At 66.0% G+C, this 24,517-nt stretch carries 16 protein-coding genes and 1 tRNA gene; 10 read left to right on the forward strand and 7 right to left on the reverse strand.

The features are described from left to right. Positions 1–179 precede the first annotated feature (179 nt). Both QF038_RS16955 and QF038_RS16960 read left to right on the forward strand, forming a co-directional pair. On the forward strand, positions 180–974 hold the full coding sequence (locus QF038_RS16955; protein WP_307611517.1) for a VOC family protein: 795 nt from the start codon (positions 180–182) through the stop codon (positions 972–974). 380 nt (positions 975–1,354) lie between these two features. Further along, entirely contained in the window at positions 1,355–5,896 is a 4,542-nt protein-coding gene (locus QF038_RS16960; protein WP_307611519.1) for an ExeM/NucH family extracellular endonuclease, read from the forward strand. Positions 5,897–6,034: 138 nt separating this feature from the next. On the opposite strand, the gene QF038_RS16965 is transcribed toward QF038_RS16960, so the two are convergent. The 5 genes from QF038_RS16965 to QF038_RS16985 form a co-directional block, all read right to left on the reverse strand. Then, a complete protein-coding gene (locus QF038_RS16965) occupies positions 6,035–6,958 on the reverse strand; it encodes a TauD/TfdA family dioxygenase (RefSeq protein ID WP_307611520.1) in 924 nt (307 codons plus the stop codon). A gap of 68 nt (positions 6,959–7,026) precedes the next feature. Then, entirely contained in the window at positions 7,027–7,926 is a 900-nt protein-coding gene (locus QF038_RS16970) for an ABC transporter permease (RefSeq protein WP_307611523.1), read from the reverse strand. Beyond that, on the reverse strand, positions 7,926–8,828 hold the full coding sequence (locus QF038_RS16975) for an ABC transporter ATP-binding protein (protein WP_307611525.1): 903 nt from the start codon (positions 8,826–8,828) through the stop codon (positions 7,926–7,928). The genes QF038_RS16970 and QF038_RS16975 overlap by 1 nt, the downstream gene beginning before the upstream one ends. 3 nt (positions 8,829–8,831) lie before the next feature. Next, a complete protein-coding gene (locus tag QF038_RS16980) occupies positions 8,832–9,911 on the reverse strand; it encodes an ABC transporter substrate-binding protein (RefSeq protein ID WP_307611528.1) in 1,080 nt (359 codons plus the stop codon). A gap of 527 nt (positions 9,912–10,438) precedes the next feature. Continuing rightward, complete coding sequence (locus tag QF038_RS16985) at positions 10,439–12,379, reverse strand: FAD/NAD(P)-binding domain-containing protein (protein ID WP_307611530.1); 1,941 nt, start codon at positions 12,377–12,379, stop codon at positions 10,439–10,441. A gap of 85 nt (positions 12,380–12,464) precedes the next feature. Here QF038_RS16985 and QF038_RS16990 point away from each other — a divergent pair, with 85 nt between their 5' ends. The 4 genes from QF038_RS16990 to QF038_RS17005 all read left to right on the forward strand — a co-directional run bounded on the left by QF038_RS16990 (position 12,465) and on the right by QF038_RS17005 (position 17,005). After that, entirely contained in the window at positions 12,465–14,708 is a 2,244-nt protein-coding gene (locus tag QF038_RS16990; RefSeq protein ID WP_307611532.1) for a prolyl oligopeptidase family protein, read from the forward strand. Continuing rightward, positions 14,678–15,238, forward strand: coding sequence for a GNAT family N-acetyltransferase (locus QF038_RS16995; RefSeq protein WP_307611534.1), 561 nt, complete (start codon positions 14,678–14,680; stop codon positions 15,236–15,238). The genes QF038_RS16990 and QF038_RS16995 overlap by 31 nt, the downstream gene beginning before the upstream one ends. Before the next feature lie 95 nt (positions 15,239–15,333). Continuing rightward, a tRNA-Ser gene (locus QF038_RS17000) sits at positions 15,334–15,421 on the forward strand. Positions 15,422–15,571: 150 nt separating this feature from the next. Beyond that, positions 15,572–17,005, forward strand: coding sequence for an MFS transporter (locus QF038_RS17005; protein ID WP_307611536.1), 1,434 nt, complete (start codon positions 15,572–15,574; stop codon positions 17,003–17,005). Positions 17,006–17,059: 54 nt separating this feature from the next. Here the strand turns inward: QF038_RS17005 and QF038_RS17010 are convergent, their stop codons facing one another. Beyond that, a complete protein-coding gene (locus QF038_RS17010) occupies positions 17,060–19,288 on the reverse strand; it encodes an ATP-dependent DNA helicase RecQ (RefSeq protein ID WP_307611538.1) in 2,229 nt (742 codons plus the stop codon). 152 nt (positions 19,289–19,440) lie between these two features. Here QF038_RS17010 and QF038_RS17015 point away from each other — a divergent pair, with 152 nt between their 5' ends. From QF038_RS17015 to QF038_RS17030, 4 genes are all read left to right on the forward strand, one after another. Next, entirely contained in the window at positions 19,441–20,859 is a 1,419-nt protein-coding gene (locus QF038_RS17015) for a phosphomannomutase/phosphoglucomutase (protein WP_307611540.1), read from the forward strand. A gap of 7 nt (positions 20,860–20,866) precedes the next feature. Further along, positions 20,867–21,367, forward strand: a complete 501-nt coding sequence (locus tag QF038_RS17020; RefSeq protein ID WP_307611542.1) for a hypothetical protein — start codon at positions 20,867–20,869, stop codon at positions 21,365–21,367. Positions 21,368–21,382: 15 nt separating this feature from the next. After that, on the forward strand, positions 21,383–21,832 hold the full coding sequence (locus QF038_RS17025) for an Rrf2 family transcriptional regulator (protein ID WP_307611544.1): 450 nt from the start codon (positions 21,383–21,385) through the stop codon (positions 21,830–21,832). A gap of 182 nt (positions 21,833–22,014) precedes the next feature. Continuing rightward, complete coding sequence (locus QF038_RS17030; protein WP_307611546.1) at positions 22,015–23,175, forward strand: globin domain-containing protein; 1,161 nt, start codon at positions 22,015–22,017, stop codon at positions 23,173–23,175. A gap of 83 nt (positions 23,176–23,258) precedes the next feature. Here QF038_RS17030 and QF038_RS17035 read toward each other — a convergent pair whose 3' ends face one another. Continuing rightward, on the reverse strand, positions 23,259–24,443 hold the full coding sequence (locus QF038_RS17035) for an IS30 family transposase (RefSeq protein WP_307610195.1): 1,185 nt from the start codon (positions 24,441–24,443) through the stop codon (positions 23,259–23,261). Positions 24,444–24,517 lie beyond the last annotated feature (74 nt).

The raw sequence follows: 24,517 nt of genomic DNA on the forward strand, positions 1-24,517 counted from the left end.
CGATCGGGACCCCTGTCCGCCAGCATGCTGGCCGGCAGGGGTCCTTCGTTTTCGCCCTTCATGCGCTTAAATCTCCGGCGATCGGGCAGGAACTGCGGGATCCATTGAAACTGTCAGACCCCGCACATAGCCTCTTGGTGTCCCACCAGCCCGAACACCTACCGCACCAGGAGATCGCTATGCCCAGTCCCGACATCAAACCCGGTTCCCCCTGCTGGATTGACCTGATCACCTCGGACGCCGCCAAGGCCCGCGAGTTCTATGGCGAACTCTTTAGCTGGGAGTTCCAGTCCGGCGACCAGGAGCTTTACGGCGGCTACATCACGGCGTCACGGAACGGAAAGACGGTTGCCGGCATCATGCAGAAGCAGGAGGACCAGGCCGGATTCCCGGACATGTGGTCCACCTACCTGTGCACGGACGATGCCGCTGCGACGGCAGCTTCGGTGGCAGCGAACGGCGGCCAGGTGCACATGGAGCCCATGGACGTCCCCGCCCAGGGAATCATGGCCATGTTCGGCGATCCCAGCGGCGCGTCCGTTGGCGCGTGGCAGCGGCGGGAAATGCGCGGGTATGAAATTGCCGGGGAACCCGGAACGCCCGCCTGGCACGAGCTGCACGCCAAGGACTACCAGAAGGCCGTGGCGTTCTACGAAAACGTCTTCGGCTGGCAGACGAGCGTTATGAGCGATTCTCCCGACTTCCGTTACACCACCTTGGGCTCGGGTGAAACGGCACAGGCCGGAATCATGGACGCTTCGGGATACCTTCCAGGCGAGGTCCCTTCCCACTGGCAGGTGTACTTCGCTGTTGAGGACACGGATGCCACTGTGGAGCGCGCCCTGGCCATGGGCGGAACCCTGCTGGACGGACCGGCGGACAGCGACTTCGGCCGGGTGGCGCAGCTTGCCGATCCCACCGGCGGCATGTTCAAGGTCATTTCCACCCGGTACCCGTCGGCAGGAGACCAGTAAGCCAACCACGGCCCCATAAGGGGAGCCCGGGCTGACACCCGGAAGCGGTTACCGGCAACATGCCGGCCGGAACTTTCCTTAAAGCTACCGGCCGGTATCCTTTGTGTGATGGACGGCACATTCCGTACCGGCCACCAACCCAAGCACTGACAGCTTCCGCCGGGACCGGGCTACCGGGGCAACCGGACGGCGGGGCGGTATGTTCCGCTGGGGAACGTTCCGCCGAATGTACGCGCTATCAACCCTGCGTTCATTCAACGCTGCTGTTATGTGCCGGATACCACTTGACCAGGAGCAGGATCCGGGCCCTTGTCCGTCGGTACAACCCGGACACCTTCCATCGGTTTCCCCACCGGGGACCCTTCTGAAAGTAAGAGCGGATGCATCGAACACCTTGGAAATTAGCGCTGGGCACAGTGCTGTCAGCGGGGCTCGCAGCAGCTCCCCTGGCAGCCTTGCCCGCAGTTGCGGACTCTACAGCCGCGGAGGTCTCAGCCGCGGCAGGAACCTCACCCGTTGTGATCAACGAGGCCTACCTCAGCGGCGGCAGCAGCGGTGCCGCCTACAAAAACAAATTCGTTGAACTCTACAACTCCTCGGATGAGGCGGTCTCCCTGGCCGGCTGGTCGCTGCAATACCGCTCAGCAACAGGCACCGCGGCTCCCACCGGCGTTGCGGCCCTTTCCGGCTCGATCCCGGCCAAGGGGCACTACCTGGTCCAGGGCTCAAGCAACGGGGCCAACGGCGCAGACCTTCCGGCACCGGACCTCGTGGCGGGAGGCCTGAACTTCAGCGGCACGGGCGGAACCATCGTGCTCGCAAAGCAGCCCACCGCCGTCGTACTGGCCACCGGCTCCCAAGTGGAGCCTGCCGGCGTGGCCGACCTCTTGGGCTACGGCGCCTCCAACACCTTCGAAACGCAGGCAGCACCTGCCCCTGCCGGCAATACCGACGTCAAAAGCCTGAACCGGAGTGCCGGGGCAGACAGCAACAGCAACGCCGCGGACTTCAGTCTCAACGCGGCCATCACCCCAACGGGCAACGGCGGCACCGCACCGGATCCGGATCCATCACCGGACCCGACACCTACACCGTCCGCCAGGAGCATCGCCGAAATCCAGGGCACGGGCACCGAAAGCCCGCTGGCCGGAACCACGGTGACCACCACGGGCAAGGTCACAGCTGTCTTCCCCACCGGCGGACTCAACGGCTACTACCTGCAGACTGCGGGAACCGGCGGCGACCTCACAGCAACCAACCACGCCGCTTCGGACGGCATCTTCGTCTACTCCCCCGCCACCGTTGCCTCAGTACAGGCGGGTGATTATGTCCAGGTAACCGGCGCCGTGGCGGAGTACTACGGGATGACGCAGCTCAACGTCACCTCGGCGGCCGGGCTGGCCAAACTGACGGAACCAGCCCCTGAAGTGAAGGCCACCGCCTTCACGCTGCCCGCCACCGAAACCTTCCGTGAATCCCTCGAAGGGATGCTGCTGGCGCCCCAGGGCCCGCTGACCGTCACGGACAACTACAGCCTGAACCAGTACGGCGAGATCGGCCTGGCCGGCGGAACAACGCCCCTGGTCCAGCCCACCGCAGTCGCACCTTACGGCTCTGCTGAGTACACCGCGGCCGTGGCGGACAACGCTGCCCGCGGCATCAAGCTCGACGACGGCTCCAGCACCAACTTCCTCAAGGACGCCGCCACCAAAGCCCTGGTGCTGCCCTACCTGACCACCACAGACCCGATCCGGGTGGGTTCATCCGCCACTTTCACCACCAACGTGGTGCTCGGGTACGCGAACAACGCCTGGAAGCTCCAGCCCCTTACGCACCTGACGGAAGCCAACAAAGCCACTGTCCAGCCCGCCGCCTTCGGGGCCACGCGTACGGATGCTCCCGCCCCGGTGGGCGGAAACGTGAAAATTGCCTCCTTCAACGTACTGAACTACTTCCCCACTACCGGCGACCAGCTGACCGGCTGCACCTACTACGAGGACCGCGAGGGCAACCCCATCACCGTCCGCGACGGCTGCAACGCCCGTGGGGCGGCCAACGCCGAGAACTTCAAGCGGCAGCAGGACAAGATCGTCGCGGCCATCACGAAGGCCGGCGCAGACGTTGTCACGCTGATGGAGATCGAAAACTCGGCGCAGTTCGGCAAGAACCGGGACGACGCCCTGGCCAAACTGGTGGACGCCCTGAACATCGCGACCCCGGGGATCTGGGATTACGTCCGGACGCCGGCCAACGCGCCGCCGCTCAGCGACGAGGACATGATCCGCACCGCCTTTATCTACAAAAAGGCCGTGGCCGAACCCGTGGGTGAATCGATCATCCACAACGACACCCTGGCCTTCGCCAGTGCACGCAAGCCGCTGGCACAGGTCTTCAAGCCGCTCGGCGGCGGCGCCGGGACCGAGTTCATCGCCATCGCCAACCACTTCAAGTCCAAGGGATCGGCAGCTACCCCGGACGACACGGACAAGGGCCAGGGCGCATCAAACCTGGCCCGCACCGCCCAGGCCAAGTCCCTGCTTGAGTTCACCAAATCCCTGCAGCAGTCCAAGGGCACCGACAAAGTCTTCCTGATTGGCGACTTCAACTCCTATGCCAAGGAAGACCCCATCAATGTCTTCACCGCCGAGGGGTACGTCAACCAGGACGAGAAGGCCCGCAACGCCGATGGAAGTGCCAAACACTCCTACCTCTTCGGCGGGATGGTCGGCTCGCTGGACCACATCCTCGCTTCCCCTGCGGCCAACGCCGTGGTGGCGGGCGCGGACATCTGGAACATCAACTCCGTGGAGTCCGTAGCCCTGGAGTACAGCCGCTACAACAACAACGTCACCAACTACTACGCCCCGGACCAGTACCGCGCCAGCGACCATGATCCGGTAATTGCGGGCCTGAACCTGCAGCCTGCGCCGGCCACCGTTGACCTGAACTTCCTGGGCATCAATGATTTCCACGGAAGGATTGACACCAACACTGTCCAGTTCGCCGGCACCATCGAGAAGCTGCGCGCAGCAGCTGCCCCGGGAGCCACCGCTTTCCTCTCCGCCGGCGACAACATCGGCGCATCCCTGTTTGCGTCCGCCATCGCCAAGGACCAGCCCACCATCGACGTGCTGAACGCACTGGAGCTTCGGGCTTCCGCGGTGGGCAACCACGAGTTCGACGGCGGCTGGGCGGACCTGCGGGACCGCGTCATGGCCGGCGGTTCCAACGCGAAGTTCCCCTACCAGGGAGCAAACGTCTACCAAAAGGGCACCACCGAACCGGTCCTGCCCGAGTACGCCATCCTGGACATGAACGGCATCAAGGTGGCCATGATCGGCACCGTCACCCAGGAGGTTCCCTCCCTGGTGACTCCGGCCGGCGTCGCCGACCTGGAGTTCGGCGAGCCGGTGGAAGCGATCAACCGGGCCGCTGCAAAAATCACGGCAGGGAACCTTGCCGACGTCATCATCGTGGAGAACCACGACGGCGCCGGCTCGGGAACGGTGGAAGGTGCCACTTTGGAGGAGGAAGTTGCAGCCGGAGGCCCCTTCGCGAAGCTCGTCACCGAGACGTCCCCGGACGTTGACGCCATCTTCACCGGCCACACCCACAAGGAATACGCCTGGGACGCTCCCGTCCCCGGTGTGGACGGCAAGACCCGCCCCATCGTCCAGACCGGCAATTACGGCGAGAACGTGGGGCAGATCCAGCTCACCGTAGACACCGCCACCAAGGAAGTCATTGCGCACAAGGCCGGTAACGTCAAACGGAGCACCGACCCCGCGGCGGACCTGATCGCAGCGTACCCGCGGGTGGCTGCTGTGGACGCCATCGTGAAGAAGGCGCTGGCGGATTCCGCCGTCGTCGGCAACCAGCCTGTCGGCTCCGTCACCGCGGACATCACCACGGCCTTCACCACGGACGCCACCGGTGCCGCCAAGCGCGACGACCGCGGCAGCGAGTCAACCCTGGGCAACCTGGTGGCAGATTCCCTGCTGGCCTCACTGCAGCCGGCGGAACTTGGCGGTGCCGAGATCGGCGTGGTCAATCCCGGCGGACTCCGGAACGAACTGTACTACGCCCCGGACGGAACCGTCACTTACGCCGAGGCCAACGCGGTGCTGCCGTTCGTGAACAACCTCTGGACCACGTCCCTGACGGGCGCGCAGTTCAAGACGTTGCTGGAACAACAATGGCAGACCAACCCCGACGGTACCGTTCCCAGCCGCGCCTACCTGCAGCTCGGCCTGTCGAAGAACGTCAACTACACCTATGACGCCGCCCGGCCGGTCGGGGACCGCATCACGTCCGTCCGGGTGAACGGGGCCACGCTTGACCCGGCCAAGTCCTACCGCGTGGGTACGTTCAGCTTCCTGGCCACCGGGGGCGACAATTTCAGGGTTTTTACTGAGGGTGCCAATACCAGGGACTCGGGCCTGGTGGACCGGGATGCCTGGATCGGATACCTGCAGAAAAGCAGCCCGGTCTCGCCTGACTTCGCGCGCAGGTCAGTGGCCGTCACCAACACCACTGCGCCTGAAGTAAAGCCCGGAGAGCCCATCTCCCTGGCGGTCTCCAAGCTGGACCTGACGTCACTTGGCAGCCCGGTTAACACCGCGCTGTCAGCTGTCTTCACCGATTCTGCCGGAACCGCAACCCAGCTCGGATCAGCGCCGGTCAGTGGCGGCGCGGCCAACGTGAACCTGTCCGTGCCGGCCGGCGCAGCAGCAGGGACCGGGACTCTCGTCCTCACTGCCGTTGAATCCGGAACCGTGGTCACTGTTGGTGTGCCCGTGGCGGTCTCGCCGGTTGAACCGGTATGCACCGCTCCCGTGCCGCCCACCAAGTGGTACGAGGTCCTAGGCTGGATCCGCTACAGCATCGCCTGGCTGCAGTACCAGCACTGCCTGCGGGGCTAGCACAGGAGTGATCAGCAAAAGGTGCCCCTCCCCGGCCGACAAGGCTGGGCAGAGGCACCTTTTTGCTTCGGGTTTTTGTCCACGTATGCCGGCTTCCGGTGCCTTAAGCCCTGCATATCTGGACAAAAACTCCGGGTTTTAGGGGAGCACTACCGTCTCGGAGTACGTGGACGAGTCGCCCTTGATGGCCTGGCTGCTGCGGCCGTCCACACCCACTGGGATATCGCCGGCGATGGTGACGCGGTTCAGCTTGCGGGGCTGGCGGTCGTAGTTGTCCGGCGCATAGTGCTGGGTGATCCGGTTATCGAACAGGACCAGCTGGTCCGGCTCCCAGTTCACCCGGACCACGTTCTCCGGGCGGGTGATGTAGGCCTGCAGGATGCGCAGGATGTCCTTCGATTCGGTGTTGGACAGCCCCACGATCCTCAAACGCTGGGCGAAGCCGCCGATGAACAGCCCGCGCTCCCCCGTCAACGGATGCACGCGCACCACAGGGTGGGCGGTTTCAAAGTGGATCCGGGTGAACTCCTTGCGCCGCTCCTCCGCGTTGCTGTGCTCCAGGTTCTGGGGGACGGAGTAGTCGTAGTCGTTGGTATGGATGGCCCAGAGGGTGTCGGCGAAGTTCCGCAGCTCATCGGGCAGGTCCTGGTAGGCGCCGGCGGATGACGCGATCAGGGTTTCCCCGCCGTACGCCGGCAGGGTGATGCTGCGCAGGGTGGAGGCCTGCGGCGGGTTGACCACAAACGTGACATCGGTGTGCCAGTTGTTCGCGCTGCCGTTTTCGCTGTCTACAGGCAGGACCGCCGGCTTTCCGTCCACGGACGCCACGGTGGGGTGCGCATTGGTGAGCGGGCCGAACCGGCTGGCAAACCGCACCTGGTCCTCGTCGGTGCCGATATTGGCCTCCCGGAATACCAGGGCCTTGTGCGTATTCAAGGCTTCGCGGATCTGGGCGATCGTGTCGTCGCTGAGCTCGGCGCTGAGGTCCAGGCCGCGGATTTCGGCCCCGATGCGGGCACCCAGCTTGGTGAATTCGAGTTTGGTTTCGGTAATGACGGTCATGATGGTTCCTTGCCTTTCAGTGCGGGTTGGTTCAGTGAGTTTTCGTTCAGGGCGGTCAGTTCAGCAGGTCAGTTGCCGGAGCCGACGGCGGTGCGCCAGCGGGAGAAGTGCCGTTCCAGTGCCACGAGCAGGACGTTCACCAGCAGCCCGAGCACGGAGACGGTGAGGATGCCGGCGTACATGTCCGGGATCAGGAAGCTCATCTGGGAATTGACGATTAGGTACCCCAGACCCGCCTTGGCACCGACCATCTCCGCGGCGATGAGCACCAGGATGGATGACGTGCCGGCCATCCTGATGCCGGTGAAAATTGTTGGTACAGCGGAGGGCAGGATCACCTTCTGGAAGAGCCGGAAGCTGCCCAGCCCCAGTGACCTGGCGGCCCGGATGAGCAGCGGGTCTACCGTCCGGACACCGGCGATGGTGTTCAGCAGCACCGGGAAGAACGCAGCGTAGGCCACGATGGTGATCTTGGATTCCTCGCCGATGCCCAGCAGCAGGGTGAACACCGGGAGCAGTGCCAGGGTGGCGGTGTTGCGGAAGAGCTCCAGGAGCGGGTTCAGGAACGAGTTCAACCAGCGGTACCAGGCGATCAGGAGTCCCAGGACCACGGCGGACACCACCGCGATGGTGAAGCCGGATACCGAACGGGTCAGGCTTGCCTGGAGGTGGCTTTGCAGCTGCCCGGTATCCACCAGCCGGGCGCCGGCGGCCAAGACTTCGTGGAGCGGAGGAAGGAACACCCTGGTGGCCGGGGCCGCCAGGAACGTCGGGCCGAATTCCCACAAGGCGAGGAACAACACCACGGCGAGGGACTTCCACCCCGCCCGTGCGGCGAGGCCTGCCAGGGCAGCGGACCTGCCGGCCGCCGTCGGGCGTTGCTCGTTTGTGCGCTGTGACTGTCCGGCCGGATGGGAAGGGTCGACGGCGGCCGTCGTCTTGTGCGGTTGGGTCAGCAGTGCGCTCATCAGGCAGCGCTCCTTTCAGCGGGCTCTTCGTCGGGGGCGGTGCCGTCCGGCAGGATCTTCCGGTGGCCGGAGTCCTGTGCCAGCTGGACCTCGTCGTGCAGGAGGGACCAGACCTGGTGCCGGTGTTCCACAAAGGCCGGGTGGGAGCGGATGTCCTCGTCGCCGTCCCGGTCCGGGATGTTGATGTCAACAATTTCCTTGAGCCGGCCCGGGCGGGCACTGAGCACTGCCACGCGCTGGCCAAGGTAGACGGCCTCGTCGATGCCGTGCGTGATGAACACGATGGTTTTGCCGGTGGCTTTCCAGATCCGCAGGAGCTCGTCCTGCAACTGTTCCCGGGTCTGGGCGTCCAGGGCCGCGAAGGGTTCGTCCATCAGGAGGATGTCCGGCTCATAGGCGAGGCTCCTGGCGATGGCCACGCGCTGCTTCATACCGCCGGACAGTTCGTGCGGATACCGGTCCTCGAACCCGGCCAGGCCCACGAGGTCCAGGAATTCACTCGCCTTGGCCGCCCGCTCCTTCCTGGACAGGCCGGTGTTCTCGAGGCCGATGGAGACGTTGGCCGATGCCGTGCGCCAGGGAAACAGGGCGTACTGCTGGAAAACCACGGCCCGGTCCTGGCCGGGTCCTGTCACAGGCTTGCCGTCCACCAGGACAGTTCCGGAGGTGGGGCTGGAGAGCCCGGCGAGCAGGTCAAGCAGGGTTGTTTTGCCGGAACCGCTTGGCCCCACCAGGGTGAGAAATTCTCCGGCGGCAACCTCGAGGCCGAGATCGGACAGGGCTGTCAGGACGGACGCTTCCGCCTGCCGCCAGGCCGCCTTGCCCTTTCCCCTGCCCTGGCCCTTGGCCTGGCGGACCGCGAACTCCTTGGTCACGTTTCGAAGGCTGATCTTGGGAGTCATCTTTTATCCTTTGGACGTTGCTGCCGGGGCGGAGGCTTCCAGCAGGTTGAACTCGTTGGTGTAGAGCTTTGCGGTGTCCAGGGCGCCGTTGATGATCCCGGCGGACTTCAGGTAGTCCTCCCACCGGGTGAAGTCCTGGTCCTGGATCCGCCCGCCCGGTGAGGCCACACCCACGCTCTTCCAGTACTTCAGTGCCTCGGTGCTCTCATTCCGTCCGCGCTTGGCGATGATCTCCTCGAACTTGGCGATGACCTGCTCCCGCGGGGTGGTGCGCTCCCATTCGATGGCCTTGGCCACGCCCGTCACTACGGTGCGGCTGGTTTCGGGGTTCTTCGCAATGAAGTCCCTGCGCAGGACATACTGGCCGGCGTCGAACGGTCCCCCAATGACCTCGACGTCGGTGAACAGGGCCCGGATGCCGCCCTCGGCGAGCGCGCGGTCCTGGAGGACGCCGCCCAGGGTGCCCACGTCCACCTGCTTCTTGCGGAGCGCCACCTCGGTTTCGTTCGGCGGCACCACTACGAGTTGCACCTGCTTGATCTCCTCGGGCGTGAGCCCGCTGTTCTTCAGGTAGGTGGTGATGACCGCTTCGTGGTGGGCGCCGAGGGTGTTGACGGCGATCTTCTTGCCGATCAGGTCCCTGGGGGTTTTGATCGGGCTTCCTTCCTCCACGTAGTAGCCGGTGAAGGTGTCCTTGTCCTCGCCGTAGTAGTTGATGACCGCCTGGACGGGGGCTCCGGCCTCGATCAGCTTGATCACAGCGCCGGTAAATGCTCCGCCAATGTCCGTCTGGTCGGTGGCGACGGACTGGATGCTTTGGGGGCCGCTGGTGGTGTTGCTGACCCATTCGAGTTTGACGTCGCCCAGGTACCCCAGGTCTTCAGCCACCTCCAGCAGGGCGACGCTGTTGGGCGAGCCTTGGTAACGGACCTTCTTTGTTTCCGGGCCGCTTTGTGCCCCCGGCTGGGCAGTGGCCGGGCCGCCGCATCCGGACAGCGCCAGCATGAGTGCCGCGGCGGCAGCGATGGCTGCTGCCACGCCTGCGGCGGGGCGGTGCCTTTTGGGGAGGGGACGGTTTTTCATGATGCTGTTCTTTCTGCTGTTCTTTGGGGACCAGTTGGGTCGGGGACCGGTGCAGTTGTGGATCCGGGCCGGGGTGGCTGTGGGGACAACTAGAACAGGAAAGAGTCCGGGGCAGAAGAGGCGGGTTAACCCCAGGAAATCCGGGGAAATTGCAGGACGTGCGGCGTCACGGGACGTTCCATGGCGTTGCCTGCTGACACTTCGGGACACGCAAGGCAGCATGCCGAAATACCGGTTAACGCCCGGTAAGGAAACCTGGCCGCGGAAGGTCATATGCGGCCACGTGATGTCCCGCCGCGACTTCAGGGCGCAACGAACAGGGCGTGCAGGCGGCCGGACCCACGCGGCTCGCGAGCCCCGGCGCAAGTCACAGCGGCCGCAACGCAGCCAAGGCCGCCGAAATGGTCAAAATATTTCGGCCGGGAGCGCCACAGTGTTACGGCATCCGTGCAGCCCCGGGTTTTTGTCCAGGTATGCAGACTTGGGAGGCCTCGAACCCTGGCACATCTGCCCAAAAACTCCAGGGGTCAGGAGGTGAGGATGGCGCCCGCGATTTCGTCGGCGTCGCGCAGGGTCCGTTGGCCGCTGCGGTAATTCGGCCCGCCCGGCTGTAAGGCCTCGGCGGCAATGGCGGTCCCCCACTGGACTGAGGAGAGCTGCAAGCCCAACACGTACAGCCCTTCCGTCACGGAACCATTGGCTGCCAGGGGGCGGTACGGGTGGGGCACAACATCCAGGCCGGTGGACTGAACGGGGGCGCCTTCGACGGTCATCATGAGGCGTGGCCGCACCAGCCCGTCCGCCAGCAGCTGTTCCAGGACCGGCGAATCATTGGCCGAAATCCTGTTGCCGGGCGCCAGCGCTTCCACCATGGTCTTTGCCGTTACCGGGGCAGCAGTGACCCAAGGCGAAACCGCCGTGAAGCGGCGGTTTTTCCGGTCCACCGCGAACTTGGGGTCGGGCCCCACAAAGCTCACGACGCCTGCCTTGGCCAGCGCGGCAAGCTGCTCGGCGCGCAGGGCGGGCGGCCCGCTGGCCAGCCCCTCCACGAACGACTCGAACCAGCCACGCAGTCCAGCCACCCAGGATTCGTCGGTAATGCCGCCGTCGGCCACTGCTGTCTTCAGGACAGCGCGCCCGTGGTGGAGGGCACCGATGGCCATCTTCACGGGGTCGTCCTCGCCGAGCGCGGACCGGCGGGCATCGTCCAGCAGGTAGTCCACGACGGCGGCGTCCAGTTCCGCGCGCGAGGCAAACGAGCGTCCGGCCAGGGGCCCGGCCAGACCGGGCAGGTCCAGGCGGTGCCGGGGGCCCACGTGGACGGCGAGCACGCTTTCCACGCTGTCCTCCCAGTTCACCGCACTATGGGCGTGGGGATGGAGGGCTTCGTCAAGTGCGGCGAGGAAGGCCGCGGAGTCAGGTACGGCGTTTGGCTGCGAGCGCACCAGGGTTGAGTAGTAGGCCCAGAGCGCATCGCGGTGCAGGAGCGGCCAGAAGTCGTGGTCGAATGCCGGGCGGATGCCGGCGGTGCGGAAGCGTTCCAGCGCCGCCTCGGTGAAGTACCGCAGCGTGACCGACTCCGGGTAGTAGCCGTTCAGGGCCGCTTTGGCACGGTAGGGCGTTCCGCGCCGGGACGCGGCAATGATGTGCGGTTCCTGACCTGAGGGCTCGTAGCGGAGCCCCGTGCCGTTGCTGAGGAATTTTCCGCCCCGGCCCTCGGTCAGCTGGACCATGGTGTCGAAGAAGTTCAGGCCCATGCCCCGGACCAGCACGGGTTCGCCGGCAGGAATCCGGGACCAGTCCACGTCCGCAGGCACTGCCGGCTGCAGGTACTGCAGTCCCAATTGCTCCGCCGCGGCCTGCAGCTCCCGCTGTTCGGGGTTCAGCCGCGACGGGATGTGGCCCAATGCCAGCACCACGGAGCCGGTGCGCAGCGTCGTTCCGGTGGCCAGGCCGACGTCGAACGTTCCGTCCCCCGAGGGGCGCACCGACAACGCCGTCGTTTCGTGGAAGTCGATGCTGACGCCGTCGGGCAGGTTGCTGGTCAGTTCCTCCACGATGCCGCGGAGGTAGCGGCCGTAGAGGGCGCGGCTGGGGAAATCGGTGGCTTCCAGGACGGCCAGTTCCGCGAGCTCTTCCTCGGTCAGGGAGGGCGCGGGGTTGCGCCGCTGCCGGGTCCGCCACTGTTCGAAGGTGGTGCCGGCGATGGGCGGCGCCAGGTCAGGGTCCTCGGGGATCAGGGTGGGATAGAAGGACTGGGTGTTCATCAGGAACAGCCGGGACTGCTGCGGCTGCCACACGTGCCCGGGGCCCGCAGGATAGGGATCGATCACGTCGATGTGGAGACGTACCGCGCCGGAACCCGAAGCGGCCTGCGCGGCATTGCGGGCCAGCAGGCGTTCCAGGACGCTGGTGCCCCGCGGACCTGCCCCGATGATGGCGGTCCGGATGCTTTGCGTTATTTCCACGGCATCCAGCGTACGGGCTGGAAACAAAGTATGCGCCGGGCGCTTGACTTGCCAGCGGTCTGCCGATGTTGTTTGGATGGGGCGCATGACCACCACTGCAGCTGATCCAGCGCCCGCCCCCGGTTTCGGCAACACATCCGGCACCGACCCGCAGGGCATCGCGCCCGAGCCCACAGACGAAAATGTCTGGCTTGAGGACATCTACGGCGAGGAGCAGCTTGCCTGGGTGAAGGAGCAGAACTCCCGTACGGAGGACCTGCTGGAGGACGCCGATTATGTGCAGCTGGAGGGCAGCATCCTGGAGGTGCTGGACTCCACGGACCGGATCGCCATGGTGGGCAAGCGCGGCGACTGGTACTACAACTTCTGGAAGGACCAGCAGAACCCCAAGGGCCTCTGGCGCCGCACCACGTGGGAGAGCTACTGCTCCGATGCCCCGGAATGGGACGTCCTGCTGGACGTCGACGCCCTGTCCGCCACTGAAGGCGAGGAATGGGTCTTCCACGGCGCCACCTTCCTCCGCCCTGCCGCCGGCGAGCCCTACCGGCACGCGCTGCTGGCACTGTCCCCCGACGGCGGCGACGCCAACCGGTACCGGGAATTCGACGTCGAATCGCGGACCTTCGTGGACCCGGCGCAGGGCGGCTTTGACCTGCCGACGGCGAAGGGCCACGTTTCATGGCTGGACGCGGACACGCTCCTGGTGGCCTCCACGGCAGAGGGACTTCCGCGGACGGCCTCCTCCTACGCCCGCACCGCCGTCACCCTCAAGCGCGGCGGGTCCCTGCCCGGCGCACCCCGCCTGTTTGAAGTGCCCGAGAACCACATGATGGCCGTGGTGGCGCACGACTCGACGCCCGGCTTCGAACGAACCTTCGCCGTTGACTACATCGATTTCTACAACCGCAGCAACGCCGTGCTGCGGGATGGCTCCTGGGTGGTGATCGATGTTCCCACCGACGTCAACGTCAGCGCCCACCGCGAGTGGCTGCTGTTCCGGCCCCAGCAGGACTGGGTGCTCGACGGCGTCACCTACCCGGCGGGTTCGCTCCTCGCCGCCCCGTTTGAGGACTACCTGGCGGGCTCGCGGAAGGTGTCAGTGCTGTTCACCCCGGACGCCAGCACGTCCCTGCAGTCTTGGAGCTGGACGAGGAATTTCCTGCTCCTGAATCTCCTGAAGGACGTCTCCTCCGAGATCCGGGTGCTCGATCCGTCCCGGCCCGGCGCTTCCCTTGAGGCGGCATGGGACTCTTCGCTGCTCGATGCCTGCCCGCCGCTGCACGACGTCAACGCCTACGCCGTGGACGACGAAGACGAGGCCGACGGCGGTGCGGGCGACGACTTCTGGCTCGTCGCCACGGGCTTTACCACCCCCAGCACCCTGATGCGGGGCACCTTGGAGCGCGCCGCTGACGGGACCAGCGGAGTGGTGAGCCGGCACGCCGTGGTGAAGACGTCGCCGTCGTTCTTTGCCGACGAAAACTATGAAGTCCAGCAGCACTTCGCCGTGTCCGACGACGGCACCCGGGTGCCCTACTTCCAGGTGGCCTCGCGGGACCTGGCCCTGGACGGGCAGAACCCCACGCAGCTGTCCGGGTACGGCGGTTTCGAGGTCTCCCGCACTCCCGCCTACAGCGGCACGGTGGGCAGGGCGTGGCTGGAGCGCCGGACGTCCCTGTCGGCCGCCGGCGACGGGGACGCGCCGCACTCGCGGGGCGGCGTTTATGTGGTGGCGAACATCCGGGGCGGCGGCGAATACGGGCCCTCCTGGCACCGGGCGGCCCTGCAGGAAAACCGGCACAAGGCGTACCAGGACTTCGCCGCCGTAGCCCGGCACCTCATCTCCCGCGGCGTCACCTCGCCGGAGCGGCTGGGCTGCGTGGGCGGATCCAACGGCGGCCTGCTGGTGGGAAACATGCTGACCCAATACCCGGAGCTGTTCGGGGCCGTCTCCTGCGGCGTGCCGCTGCTGGACATGCGCCGCTACACCAGGCTCTCCGCCGGCCACTCCTGGATCGCCGAGTATGGTGACCCGGACGTCCCGGAGCAGTGGGAGTACATCCGCACCTTCTCTCCGTACCACCTGCTCAAGGACGGGGTGGAGTACCCGGAGACGTTTATCTGGACGGCTACCTCGGACGACAGAGTGGGCCCCGTGCAGGCACGGAAGATGGCTGCCCGCATGCTGGCCATGGGCATCCCCAACGTCTGGTTCCACGAAGCCCTCGAGGGCGGTCACGCCGGAGCGTCGGACAACCGGCAGGCCGCTGCGCTGCAGGCCCGAAGCCAGCATTTCCTGTGGAAGGCGCTGGCCGGCGGGGGCTCGTAGCCTTGGCCCTGCTGGTGCGGCGGGCGGCGGCCGGCGATGTGGAGCGGCTGGCGGAGGTGCATGTCCGCTGCTGGCAGGAGACGTACCGCGGCATGCTGTCCGCGGAATTCCTTGCGTCGCAGAACCCCGCCTCCCGGCTGCCGCTGTGGCGCCACCTGCTGGAAGCTGCCGAGCCGGCGGACGCCTGGGTGGCAACCGATGCCGGCACTGTAGTGGGGTTTGCCGGCGTCCGGAGGGAGCCGGGCGCTGCTTCGCACGGCTTTGTGCCGCCGTCGTCCGGCGACCTGGAACTGTGGGGGTTGTACCTGCTGGCGTCGCACCAGGGCCTGGGCCTGGGACGACGACTCCTTGAGGCAGCGCTGGACGGTGAGGCGGCGAGCCTGTGGGTGGCAGCGGACAATGTGCAGGCCATCGGTTTTTACGGGCACTTCGGTTTTGCCCCCGACGGGGCCGCCGACGTGGTTCCGGAGTGGGAAAACCTGCGGGAAATCAGGATGTTACGGCCCGGGCAGGCCCTATTTCACCCGTGAAACTGTCCTTGGCCTGCTGCTCGGGGGTTCCTGCCGGCCCGTTTTGCGCTGGATGGCCGGATCTGCGTATCCTTGGTGGGCTAGGAATAGCAATTGGAGACGTGCCAGAGCGGCCGAATGGGCTTCACTGCTAATGAAGTGTGGGGCACAACTCCACCGGGGGTTCAAATCCCCCCGTCTCCGCGTTTGGCCCCGGTCCTGGACCGGGGCCTTTTGCGTATCCGGGCCGCAGGATCTCGGTGCTGGCGGCCCGATCTCTCCCAGCGGTCCCGGTCCCGTCCGGGGTACGGACACCTGAAGTTCCGGAGGCCGCGGCGATGGCAGGATGGGCAGATGGCAGCAAGCAGCACGGTGGACGAGGCGTCCGGCAGTAACCAGGCATGGAGCCCGCGCCTGGCGCTGCTGGTGGCCGCCACCTTCTTCATGGAGTTCCTCGACGGCACGGTCCTCACGACGGCTATCCCCAACATTGCCGCCGACTTCCACGTGCCGGCCGCGGACGTGAACATCACTATGACTGCCTACCTGCTGACCGTTGCCATGGGCATCCCGTTCAGCGGCTGGCTGGCGGAACGGCTCGGCGCGCGCCGGGTTTTCTGCCTGGCCATAGCCATTTTCACCTTTGCTTCGCTGGCGTGTTCGCTGAGCCAGGACCTCAGTATGCTGACCCTCAGCCGGGTTGCGCAGGGGTTCGGCGGCGCCATGATGGTTCCGGTGGGCACCCTCCTGGTCCTGCGCGGCACGCCCAAAGCCGACCTGCTCCGCGCCACGGCCTTCCTGGTATGGCCCGGGCTCTTGGCCCCAGTTCTTGCACCTCTGGTGGGTGGGGCCTTGACCACGTACCTGTCCTGGCACTGGATCTTCCTGATCAACCTCCCGCTGGGTGTTGCCGCGTTCATCGCCGCCCTGCGGCTGGTCCCGTCAGTGGCAGGTGATCGGGGCCGGCGGCTGGACTGGCTGGGGCTGCTCCTCACCACGCTGGGCGTGGGTGCGTTGGTAGTGGGACTCGAGCTGGTGAGCACCCACCCTGCAGCCCCCTGGGCGGCTTTGAGTGCCGGATTGGGCCTGGTGTTCCTTACATGTGCAGTCCTGTGGATGCGCGGGAGCCCTAATCCGCTCTTCGACCTCGGGGTTTTCGGCACCCGTACATTCCGGGCTATGGCCACAGGCGGATTTGCCTACCGGCTGACCATCAGCTCAGTTCCGTTCCTTCTGCCGCTGATGTTCCAAGCCGGATTCGGCTGGTCCCCGCTGCACGCCGGAGCGATGGTGGCGGCCGTTTTCATCGGCAACATCGGCATCAAGCCGGCCACAACACCGCTGATCCGGCGCTTCGGTTTCCGCGCGATGCTGGTGTTCGCGTCGCTTGCCTCCGCGGCCACATTCGCCCTCTGCGCCCTGCTGACCCCGGACACGCCGCAGCCCCTGACGTTCGCCCTGCTGGTCTGCAGCGGCGCCTTCCGCTCCATCGGTTTCTCCGCCTACGCGTCCGTGCAGTATGCCGACATCGCGCCGGCGCAGCTGACGTCCGCAAACACCGTTTCCGCCACCCTGGTGCAGCTTGCCACCGGTTCAGGTATTGCAGTGGGCGCCCTGCTGATCCGGGTGTTCGACGGGCTAGGCACCTTCCCTGACGACTCCGCCGGGCCTTTCCGCGGGGCTTTCCTCGCCATGACGGTGCTGATGCTCGCAAGCACCGCAGACAGCCTCTTCCTGCCGCGCCACGCCGGGGCGGAAGTCAGCCAGCGCAAGGCCGAGCGGGTCTGAGCCGGACGGGCGACGACAGCAGGCCCTCACCGGGCCCGGCACGCCAGCCTTGGGTCAGCCCGCCTGGGCCAGTACAAGCGGAAGGACGGCTCCCGCCCCCGCCTGCCGAAGCGCCCGCCCGGCGACCGTCAAGGTCCACCGGCTGTCCGCCAGGTCGTCAACCAGCATCACTGCCTGGCCGTTGAGACCGCCCAGCGCGGCCTCAAGTTCAGGTCCCGGCACTAACCGGTCCCAAACCCCGGCCAGCCTGTAGGCGCTGTTGCCGCCGCGGCCCCCGGTGGGACCGCCGTGTGCCAACTCCAGCGCGCCAAGGTAGGGGATCCGCCCGATCTCTGAAATTCCCCGGGCCAGGGATTCCACCAGTTGCGGCTTGCTTCGGGAGGGAATACTGACGATGGCGGCCGGCCTGCCAACGCCGCTCCATCCCGGACTGCGGCTGTCCCCGGCACCCCACTCTTTCAGGACCTGCACACAGGCCTGAAGCATGCCGGGATCCACGGGCCGGTCCTCAGCTCCCGCGGCGAAAAGCTCCCGCAGTGCGCCGCCCCAGCCGAGGTCGGTCAGCCTTGCCAGGACACGGCCTTCCGCCAGCCCCTCCGCCGGCTTGAGCTTTCCCTTGACCGGAACGCCCAGGCGGTCCATGCCGCTGGGCCACTGCAGTCGGGCCTCCAGGACGCCGCCTGCGCGGCTGAGTGTCTGGCTGGCTGCCTCCGTGGCAGCCGCCGCGATCTCTGCCGGAAACCACCGGCCGGCGCAGTTGTCGCACCGGCCGCAAGGGGCAGCGGTTTCGTCGTCGAGGACGGAGGTGATGTATTCCATCCGGCACCCTGCGGTGTCCTGGTAGATCACCATGGAGTCCTGCTCGTCCACGCGCGCCTCGGCGATCCGCCGGTACCGCTCGGCGTCATAGACCCAGGGCTGCCCGGTGGCCCGCCATCCGCCGCCCACCCGTTCCACGGCGCCGTCAACGGACAGGACCTTGAGGAGCAGTTCCAGCGGAGTACGGCGGAGGTCCACGCGCGCCTCCAGGGCAACGGTGGAGAGCGCCGTTCCGGCCTCACTCAGGGCGGTGAGGACTGCCGCGGCCTTTTCTTCGGACGGCATGGAAGCAGTGGCAAAGTACTGCCAGATGTCCCGGTCCTCCGCGCCCGGCAGCAGCAGGACGTCGGCGTTGGCGGCACCTCGACCCGCACGGCCCACCTGCTGGTAGTACGCCACCGGGGACGACGGCGCCCCGAGGTGGACCACAAACCCCAGGTCCGGCTTGTCGAAGCCCATCCCCAGGGCCGAGGTGGCCACCAGGGCTTTGACCTGGTTGTCCTTCAGCAGCTGCTCGGCACGCTCCCTGTCCGCCGGGTCCGTCCGGCCGGTATAGGCCAGCACGTGGTGGCCGGCTTCGGCGAGGAGCCGTGCGGTGTCCTCGGCCGCGGACACGGTCAGGGTATAGATAATGCCGCTGCCGGGAAGATCAGCCAGGTGGGTCAGCAACCAGCCCAGGCGCTGCTTCGAGTCCGGCAAGGACAGGACGCCCATCCGCAGGGAGTCACGTCCCAGGGAACCGCGGATGGTGAGCACCCCGTCCCCCAGCTGCTCCTCGATGTCATGGACCACCCGTGAGTTGGCCGTGGCCGTGGTGGCCAGTACGGGAACAGAATCCGGAAGCTGGGTGATCAGGTCCGCGATGCGGCGGTAGTCAGGGCGGAAGTCGTGGCCCCAGTCGGAAATGCAGTGCGCTTCATCGATCACCAGCAGGCCCGTGCGCCGGATCAGTTCCGGCAGCTGTGTTTCCCGGAAGGACGGGTTGGTGAGCCTTTCGGGGGAGACCAGCAGGACATCCACCTGGTCGGCCGCGAGCTGTTCACGGACGCTGTCCCACTCCAGCTGGTTGGCGGAGTTGATGGCAACGGCACGCACCCCGGCACGGGCGGCGGCGGCCACCTGGTCCCGCATCAATGCCAGGAGCGGCGAGACAATAAGAGTGGGCCCGGCTCCACGGCGGCGCAGCAGCAGGGACGCCACAAAATAGACGGCCGATTTGCCCCAGCCGGTCCGCTGGACCACCAAAGCCCTCCGGCCGCCGTCCACCAGCGCCTCAATGGCCTCGAACTGTCCCTCATGGAAGGCAGCTTCCGGGTGCCCCACGAGCTCGCGGAGAACCGCCAGTGCTTCGCTGGAGGTTGAGGAGGCAGAATCGGAGGTGCCGGACGGTGCGGCGGCCGGCAAGGGGCCGTCAAAATCCGGGGCCGGCTCTGAAGTTGCTGTGGCGTACTGGTTATCGACCATTGATTCAGTATCCCAGCCGCCCCTGACACCCACCGCCGGGCAAGGCCGCTATGTGGAAATACCGGGCTGCGGCACCGCGGGAGCCAGCGTCACAAACAGCGGCTCGACCCGCCCTCCACAGGGATCTCCACCGTCCACGTAAGATAAAGCCCGTGACTAGCGAACAGACAACGACTTTTGACCTCTCGGCATCCTTCAAGGCGTACGACGTCCGCGGCATTGTGGGCCAGTCGATCACGGCCGAAATCGTCGAAGCCGTGGGGGCCGCGTTTGTGGACATCCTGCAGCTCCAGGGACAGACCATTCTGGTGGGCGGAGACATGCGCCCTTCCTCCCCCGAGTTCAGCAAGGCGTTCGCCAATGGTGCAGCAGCCCGCGGCGCCGACGTCGAACTCCTGGACCTGATCTCCACCGATGAGCTCTACTTCGCCTGCGGTTTCTACAACCGTGCCGGTGCCACCTTCACCGCCAGCCACAACCCCGCCGGCTACAATGGCATCAAGATGTCCAAAGCCGGGGCCGTGCCCATCTCCTCCGAAACCGGCCTCAAGGACATCCAGGCGCTCGCCGAGCAGTACCTGAACACCGGTTCCATCCCTGCCGTTGAGCAGCGCGGCCAGATCAGCGTCCGCGACGTCCTCAAGGACTACGCCGAGTACCTGCGCAAGCTGGTGGACCTGTCCGGCTCACGCCCCCTGAAGGTAGTGGTGGACGCAGGCAACGGCATGGCCGGCCTGACCACCCCTGCAGTCCTGGGCGACGCCCTGCTCCCCAAGCTGCCCCTGGACATCGTCCCCCTGTACTTCGAGCTGGACGGCTCGTTCCCCAACCACCCCGCCAACCCGCTGGAGCCGGAGAACCTCCGCGACCTGCAGGCAGCAGTGGTCCGTCACGGCGCAGATATCGGCCTGGCCTTCGACGGCGATGCCGACCGCTGCTTCGTCATCGACGAGAAGGGCGAGCCCGTCTCGCCGTCGGCCATTACGGGGATGGTGGCCCGGCGCGAAATTGCCCGCGCCAAGGCATTGGGCGAAACAACCCCCACAGTCATCCACAACCTCCTCACGTCCCGCGCTGTGGCGGAACTGGTGGAGCACGACGGCGGCCGGCCAGTCCGCACGCGCGTCGGCCATTCCTTCATCAAGGCAGTCATGGCAGAGGAAGGAGCGGTGTTCGGCGGAGAGCACTCAGCCCACTTCTACTTCCGTGACTTCTGGAATGCGGACACGGGCATGCTGGCCGCTATGCACGTCCTGGCAGCCCTCGGCGAGCAGGACGGGCCGTTGTCTGAGCTGGGCCGTGAGTACGAACCGTACGTCTCATCCGGTGAAATCAACTCCGAAGTCGAGGACAAGGCGGCCGCCGTGGAGCGGGTCCGGCTCGCATTCGACGGCGAAGACCTCACTATCGACACTATGGACGGCAGCACGTTCACGGCCAACGACGGCAGCTACTGGTTCAACCTGCGTCCGTCCAATACCGAACCTTTCCTCCGGCTCAACGTCGAGGCCACCGACCGCTCCACCATGGAGCGGATCCGCGACCACGTCCTCTCGATTGTCCGGGCCTAGCCTCCGCATGACTGAGGACCACGGACTGGACGCCACACCAGGAACCGGAGGGCAGGCGTCCTGGCGCGACTCCGTCCCGGAAAGTACTGCTACCGACCTTGAGAACCTCTTGGGTACGGGTATCAGTGCCGCACAGGAGCAGCTCCAGCGCAACGGTGGCTTCCTGCCCTTCGCCCTGACGGTGCAGACCGACGGCGAAGTCCGCATGGTTGCCGTCTCGCCGGCGGACGCTGAAGAGGGTTCCGGCGGCGACTTCGACGCCGACGGCATGATCAGCGACCTCACCGCGCTGCTGCGGCAGAACCGGGAAGATTTCCGGGCTGCTGCTGTGGTCTGCGACATCCTCCTGGTGGAGGAAGAGTCGGACGCCATCCATGTGGCGACGGAGCACCGCGACGGCCAGGTCTTCGCGGCCGTGCTGCCCTACTCCCCCAATGCCAGGAACCGGACCTGGGCGTTCGGCGAACTTGCGGCTGACGCCAGCGAGCCCACCATCTGGGTGGACTAGACCGGGACGTGGCCGATGAAAATCAACGCTTTTGCCGACGTGAGCCTCCGGGCCCTCATGGTGCTGGCCGCCGCTCCCGCCGGCACACTGCTCACCACACAAAACGTCGCCGACAGTGTGGGGACGCCCTATAACCACGTCAGCAAGGCGATGGCAAAGCTTCGGAACCTCGGACTGATCGAGGTGGAGCGGGGCCGGACCGGCGGTTCCCGGCTGAGCCATGCCGGACGGATTGCAACGGTGGGACAAATCCTCCGGCAACTCGATACCCGCACGGATGCCGCCGAATGCGTGGCCCCGGGCGGTGATTGCCCGCTGATCAATGAGTGCAAGCTCCGCTCAGCCCTGTCTCGGGCCCGCGAAGCCTTCTACCGCGAGCTCGACAATGTGGTGATCGCAGACCTTCCTGTATCCCGGCAAATGGACCCCGTCTTCGAAATGATCGGCCTCCGGCCCGGGCTGTAACCGGTTCCACGGGCGGCGGGGGTCGAAATTTTCCTGCCAGACTTCCATATTTCGCCACCTTCCCGATTGATTTGATTGCAAGTTCTACAGGGTGTAGAACTTGGGATATGAATACACGCATTTCGAATGCTGGTATTCGCTAAGGCCGGACGAAGGCCCCGGCCGCTACCTCAGGAGTTCCTATGCTCTCGGACAAATCCCGCCCTGTCATCGAGGCCACGCTGCCGCTCGTTGGTTCCCGCATCGGCGCCATCACGCCCAAGTTCTACCAGCGGCTTTTCGCCGCGCACCCCGAACTCCTGGACGGGGTTTTCAGCCGCTCCAACCAGCGCTCGGGCAACCAGCAGCAGGCGCTGGCGGGCAGCATCGCGGCCTTCGCCACGCACCTCGTCAACAACCCGGGAACCCTCCCCGAGACGGTCCTGTCCCGCATCGCCCACCGGCACGCTTCACTGGGCATTACGGAGCCGCAGTACCAGGTGGTCTACGAGCACTTGTTCGCCGCCATTGCCGAAGACCTCGCGGAGGTCATCACGCCCGAGATCGCAGAAGCGTGGACGGAGGTGTACTGGCTGATGGCAGACGCATTGATCAAGCTTGAAAAGGCGCTGTATGCAGGCCAGGCCAACGACAAGATGTGGATGCCCTGGCGGGTGGCCGCGAAAACTCCCGCTGGTGCCGGGTCCATGACGTTCACCCTTGTACCGGCAGACGAAACCCCGGTGACGCCGGCCCTTCCGGGCCAGTACATCAGCGTCATGGTGGTCCTGCCGGAAGGCCTCCGCCAGGTGCGCCAATACTCCTTGTCCGGAGAGGCGGGTACCAGCCGCAGCTTCACTACAAAAATTGACGACGGCGGCGAGGTTTCGCCCGTACTCCACAAGAGTGTGCAGGTGGGAGACATCCTGGAGATTTCCAACCCGTATGGAGAGATCACCCTCAAGGAAGGCGACGGCCCCGTGGTGCTGGCCTCCGCCGGCATCGGCTGCACCCCCACGGCCTCGATCCTGAGGTCACTGGCCGAGGCCGGTTCCGACCGGCAGGTACTGGTCCTCCACGCCGAAAGCACCCTGGACAACTGGGCGCTGCGCAGCCAGATGACGGACGACGTCGAACGCCTGGACGGTGCCGAACTGCAGCTGTGGCTGGAACAGCCGGAGGCGGGGGCCAGGGAGGGTTTTATGTCGCTGCGCGAGGTTGACCTTCCGGCCGATGCATCCCTGTACCTGTGCGGCCCGCTGCCGTTTATGAAGAACATCCGCAATGAGGCCATCAACGCCGGCATTCCGGCCACGCAGATCCATTACGAGGTGTTCGGCCCGGACATCTGGCTGGCCAGCTAGGTCCGAACCGTCCTTGGAGATTTTGTCCAGATGCGCGGACCTCAACGCCGGCAAAGTCAAGTGGTGGGAGCAACGCGTGGTGGTTATGCCGCTTGCAGCAGCTGGTTCAGCCGGTTGGCTGGGGTATCGAGGTTCAGGGTGGGTCGGGGCCGGCGGTTGAGCTTTGCTGCGATCCGGTTGAGGTCTTCGGGGGTGTGGACTGAGAGGTCGGAGCCTTTCTCGAACCAGAAGCGCAGGAGCCGGTTGGTGTTCTCGTTGGTGCCCCGCTGCCAGGGTGAGTGCGGGTCGCAGAAGTAAAGGGTGGTCTCGAGGGCGGTCTGGATCTTTGCGTAGCCGGCCAGTTCTGTCCCGCGGTCCCAGGTGATGGAGCGGCGCAGGTGGTCCGGGAGTTGGGCCATCTCCCGGATCATCGCCGCGGCGACGGTTTCTGCGGTGTGGTCCCCGGGCAGGTGCAGCAGGATGGTGAACCGGGTCGAGCGTTCGACGAGGGTGCCGATCGCGGTCCCGTCCGAGCCGATGATCAGGTCCCCTTCCCAATGTCCGGGGATGGCCCGGTCCTGGACCTCTGCGGGGCGTTCGCTGATTTTGAACGCCTCTTTGTAGGGGCTGCTCTTGCGCCGGTCGGCGGTGTGAGGGACGCGTTCTTTACGTTTGAGGCTGAGGTTCTCGGACAGGTCCGCCCGCAGTTTCCCGCGGGTCTGGACGTACAGTGCCTGGTAGATGGTCTCGTGGCTCACCTGCATAGTCTTGTCATCGGCGAAGTAGAACGCCAGCATCGAGGCGATCAGCTTCGGGCTCCACCCGTCGTCCATCCATACCGCGATCAGCCGGCACAGATCCTCGTCCTCGACGAGCTTGAAGGGCTTGGGCCGGCGCCGTGCCTGATGCGCCTTCGCGTGCGCGACCAAGGCGTTGTACCTGCCTTCGCCGTCGCAGTTACGCTTCACCTCCCGCCAGACCACTGATTTGTCCCGGCCGATCGCTTCACCGATCTCCCGGTAACTCATCCCGGTCAGCCGGCCCATCTGGATCATCCCCCTCTCGGCTTCGCTCAACGCCCGCCCGCAAGGTCCACCAGAGGACGGGACAGGATCGGCCAGACCACCAACAACAGAGATATTCAGCGTCATCTGACCAGATTCGCCCCACCACTTCTTCGCGGTCCCGCGCGAGGCCCCGACACGCCGGGCAGCAGCACTGACCGACATGCCCGAGCACACCAGGTCGAGAAAATCATCACGAACATGAGCAGCGAACAACTTCGGCATCAAACGCTCCTTCAATCAGAGCGTTGCAACCACCATATGAATCTGCCGCCCCGAAGCCTGCATATCTGGACAAA

This window comes from Pseudarthrobacter sp. W1I19 (assembly GCF_030817835.1).
Lineage (GTDB): Bacteria > Actinomycetota > Actinomycetes > Actinomycetales > Micrococcaceae > Arthrobacter.